The 3,974-nt window shown below is 66.9% G+C and carries 3 protein-coding genes and 2 pseudogenes; 3 read left to right on the forward strand and 2 right to left on the reverse strand.

What is annotated here, in order from left to right; translation table 11 throughout:
* Window positions 1-546, forward strand: a pseudogene (locus tag EES42_RS41430) (hypothetical protein); the annotation flags it as partial.
* Window positions 547-987: 441 nt separating this feature from the next.
* On the opposite strand, the gene EES42_RS41435 reads toward EES42_RS41430, so the two are convergent.
* Complete coding sequence (locus EES42_RS41435; protein WP_124723395.1) at window positions 988-1,560, reverse strand: transcriptional regulator; 573 nt, start codon at window positions 1,558-1,560, stop codon at window positions 988-990.
* A gap of 299 nt (window positions 1,561-1,859) precedes the next feature.
* Between EES42_RS41435 and EES42_RS41440 the strand changes: the two genes are divergently transcribed.
* Window positions 1,860-2,324 (forward strand): GNAT family N-acetyltransferase, encoded by a 465-nt coding sequence (locus tag EES42_RS41440; RefSeq protein WP_124723396.1) that lies wholly within the window; start codon window positions 1,860-1,862, stop codon window positions 2,322-2,324.
* A gap of 1 nt (window position 2,325) precedes the next feature.
* Here EES42_RS41440 and EES42_RS47755 read toward each other — a convergent pair.
* Window positions 2,326-3,459, reverse strand: a pseudogene (locus EES42_RS47755) (IS630 family transposase).
* Between the two features lie 332 nt (window positions 3,460-3,791).
* On the opposite strand from EES42_RS47755, the gene EES42_RS45850 reads away from it, so the two are divergent.
* A partial coding sequence (locus EES42_RS45850) for a hypothetical protein (protein WP_206433867.1) occupies window positions 3,792-3,974 on the forward strand: 183 nt, incomplete at its 3' end.

Raw genomic sequence — 3,974 nt, forward strand, 5'->3', positions numbered from 1 at the left:
CTGCCTGCCATTCCGTCATGGCTTCACGACGTGCACGCTCTCGACACCATGGTCCTGCCCCAGCTCGCCGACGCCGTCGAGGACGAAAACGAAACTGGCAGTGCGGCCGGACTGCCCGATGCCCCGTACCGGGCCGCGGCCGACGCCATCAACAACCTCGCCACGGCCCTCCCCCAGCCCCCCGCCAGCCCTTCTGCCACCAGCCTCGGGGTCACTTCCGACGCGGTGTTCCTCCGGGCGGTACCCGCGTGGGAGACCGAGGCCCTGTGGCAGGTCCACATCGCCCTGAAGCAGGCACAGGACGAGGAGCCGGATGCCTCCGGGCTCGGCGATCTGCTTCAGGAAGTGGTCGAGGACTGCAACCCACCCCAGTCCGCCGCCGACATCGTCGGCCGGCTCAACCGCGTACTCGCCGTGCTGCTGCTCGACATTCCCGCCGTTCGCACGCTCGCCACCGCCCTCGTTCTCAACACACCGCCGGACTCCCATGTCCAGACCGCCTACGAACAGATCCACACAGCCTGGGCCACAGCCGGCATCCACTAACCACCACCGTGCGCCCCGCCCGGCCGCCGGCGGGGGCGATCCGTGTGGACGGCAGGGGCGCTGGAGTTCGGTCGGCGCCGGACGGACCTCGGCCGGAGGGTGAGGCGGAGTATCAGCGGCTGCTGGTGGGGTGGGAGCCGCAGTCCGGGCGGATGTCGCCGCAGCGGCCTGGCCTGCGCGGCTCCGGTCGATTGTCAGTGACGCCCTTTACGATCCGGCCGTGACAATCGGCCCGCCGGTAGCCGGCATTGTCGGAATCCTGTGTCCGCAGCCCTGTCACACCAGGAACAGTTCACGGGTCACGTGCCCTCCTTCGCAGCGTCGCCGTCCGCGGCATCCCACCAACCCGGCCGCATGCCCGTACGCCCTTCTGAACGACGCACGCAAACCGCCCCGGGCTGGGAACCCGGGGCGGCCAACAGGGAGGTATCCAAGGGTGGCCTACGCGGCGAACCCGATGTTGGTGACGTACTCGTACTGCCCCCACTGCGATCCGAGATCGATGATGACGTCTTCCCAGGCGTCGTCCAGACCCTGGTGGTCACCGGACGCCCATGCCTCGACGATGCGGTCCCAGCGGCGAACGTTCATCGTGCGGTACTCCACCATCCGCTGGAGCGGGCGCGGCACCTGCGACTGGTTCAGCGGGTGGATTTCCACCCTCGTCCCGCGCCCCTCGCGGTCGAGACGGGCCAGAAGGTGCCGGGAAACGTTGTGGCGGCGTACCGTCCGGTAGGCGGCGTCGATGCGTTCCAGGTTGGCCTTCGACGGCCGGCGCTTGCCCTCCAGCCAGGCCTGCAGCGTCCGGTCGGTCACGGTCAGGCCGGCGTCCTTGGCCGCAGCACGGCTGTGGTCGGTCTTCGTCAGGTAGTGCAACCGGGCCATCAGGCCGCGCTTCACGGTGACCGGGGTAACGATGCCTCCTGCGAGGTCGTCGAGCTGCCGGATGACGGCCTCGCTTCCCTTGATACCCCGGGCGCCGAACTTCCCGAAGTCAATATTCCTCTCCGGCACTTCGCACCCCCTCCGAACTTCGTTGGTCCAAGCGGTAGTTGAGATTCTACCGTATGGAGATCTATCAGGGGGTATGTGGTGCTTTCGTTCAGCGGGCGAGACCTTGAGTGGTCCGAACTGGAGGGAGTGACTGGGAAGCGGCCACACACTTTCGGAGGGCCTGGGCTTCGGCCGCCCCGGCCCTCCGGCTCCGGGCCCTGAAGCACGCTCAGAACTCGGCCCCGGGGTCCTAGCTCAGACGCCAGCCGCAAACTAGTGCCGCATCAGGCAAGGTTTGCCTCGTCTGCCAGACTGCCAGGGTGATCATTAAACTCGCGCAAGAGCAGGACTTCCTTGGGCTTCTCGGCTTGGCATCCCAGGTCGAGCACTGGTTTGGTCCGATGGTTGAGGAGCCCGGCTTCCACAGCGCCGTGAGCAAGCACATTCGCCGGTCCACGGCGCTCATCGCCGTCTCCTCGGGATCAGATGTCCTCGGAGGCCTGCTCTTCGGCGCCAAGCCCCCGATTTACCACCTCGACTGGCTCGTCGTTTCTGAGCAGGCGCGGGGGCAGGGCATCGGTCGGGCGCTGTTGGCGGACGCGAAGCGCAGGTTCGTGCTGGGCCCGGGCACGATTGAAGTGGTCACTTTCGGAGTCGACCATCCCGGCGCCGTTGCCAGCGGTGCACGCGTCTTCTACGAGCGTCTCGGTTTCGCCCCGGCCGAGGCCGCCGATCCAGGCCCGGACGGCGGCTCACGGCAGATCTATCGTCGGGCCCTTGCCTGATTCAGGCGATGTTGGCCCTGTTGACGACCTTGCGTAAGCGTTCGTCGGCGGCGTGCTTGTTCCGCCAGATGATGTAGCGGCGGATCATGCTGCCCTGCTCCTTGTGGTTGCCGTGGTCGGTGCCGTCGAGGGCGAAGTAGCGCAGGGCGGTGAACTGGGCTTCGATCCGGTTGAGCCAGGAGCTGTTGGTCGGGGTGTAGGCGATCTCGACGTTGTTGGCGCCGGCCCAGTCCGCGACCCGGCGGCACCGTTTGGTGGTCAGATGCGGCGAGTAGTTGTCACACACGATCGCGATGCGCGTATCAGCGGGGTGCAGGGTGCGCAGGTAGCGGCAGAATTCCAGGAATTTCGACCGGGTCTTGGTCTTCTTGATGTGGCCGTAGAGCTGGTCTTTGCCCAGGTCGTAGGCGGCGAAGAGGTGTCGGACCCCGTGCGGGCGGGTGTAAGTCGCGCGTCGGCGGGGCCGCGGTTCGCGGTCGGGGTCCTTGCCCTTGCCGCCGCGTTCGGCTCATTGGTGCCCCGAGTGGGGCTGGAGGTTGAGCGGGCCGAACTCGTCCATGCAGAAGACTACTTCGGGCTCGCCTGACTCCGGTATGACCTCGCCGTCGGCGATGGCGTAGAGGTGCTCGACTCGGGCCTTCTTGGCCTCGTAGTCCGGGTCCTTCGAGGTCTTCCAGGTCTTCACGCGTTGAAAGGTGACGCCTTCCTCGCGGAGCAGGATGCGCAGGCCCTCGTGGCTGATGTCGTCGACCACCCCCTCGGCGACCAGGAAGTCGGCCAGCTTGACCAGGCTCCAGGTCGAGAATGGCAGGCCGTGCTCGACCGGCTTGGACTTGGCGATCTTCTTGATCTCCCGCCGTTCCGGCAGGGTGAAGGTCTTCGGGCGCCCGCCCTTGTACTTGGGGTAGAGCGCCTCGAAGCCGTCCGCGTTGAAGTTGTGGATCACGTCGCGGACCCGGTCCGGGCTGGTGAACGTCACCGTCGCGATCTTGTCGACCGGCATGCCCTGCGCGGACAGCAGGAGCATCTGGGCTCTCCGCCAGGTCACCACCGACCCCGTGCCCCGACGCACGATCCGCAGCAGTCGCTGCCCCTCGTCATCATCGATTTCACGCGCCCGCACACGCTCAGCCACGAGGACAGCATGACGGACGCTTACCGCCCGGACCCGTACTCCGAGCGGCGCGTCACAACAGGGCGAACGTTGGTTGATGCGGCACTAGCCGGGTGACCACGTGCCCGCCGCTGCGGCGGGCTGTTCGTCGTGGTCCAGCAGCATCCGCATCATCGTGGCGAAGAGCAGATGGGTATGCTGCTTCTGGCAGATAGCGCCTGCCCGCTCCGAGTCACGGTGGCCCACGTCCGCCGTGGCGACGAAGACAAGGTTCTACGAATCGTGCCCAGTACTTCCGCCAGGTCATCAGACTTTCGTGCGGGGGACGTGGGCAGCCCCGCGAGGAGCACCCGATGACCCAGAACCACCGTCAGAAGTCGTGGATTCGCGCTTTCCAGGCCGCCACCGAACAAACGCTGCTGCTAAAAGCGAACGAAGCCACACCGGGCAGCGCCGTGCGGACCTCGATGCACTCGGTATGCGCTGGTAGACGGGGCGTGGCGGGGCTCTACCTCTTGGCGGGGGCGCACGGTACC

Origin of the sequence: Streptomyces sp. ADI95-17 (assembly GCF_003846175.1) — a bacterium.
In the GTDB taxonomy this organism is placed as follows: domain Bacteria; phylum Actinomycetota; class Actinomycetes; order Streptomycetales; family Streptomycetaceae; genus Streptomyces; species Streptomyces sanglieri.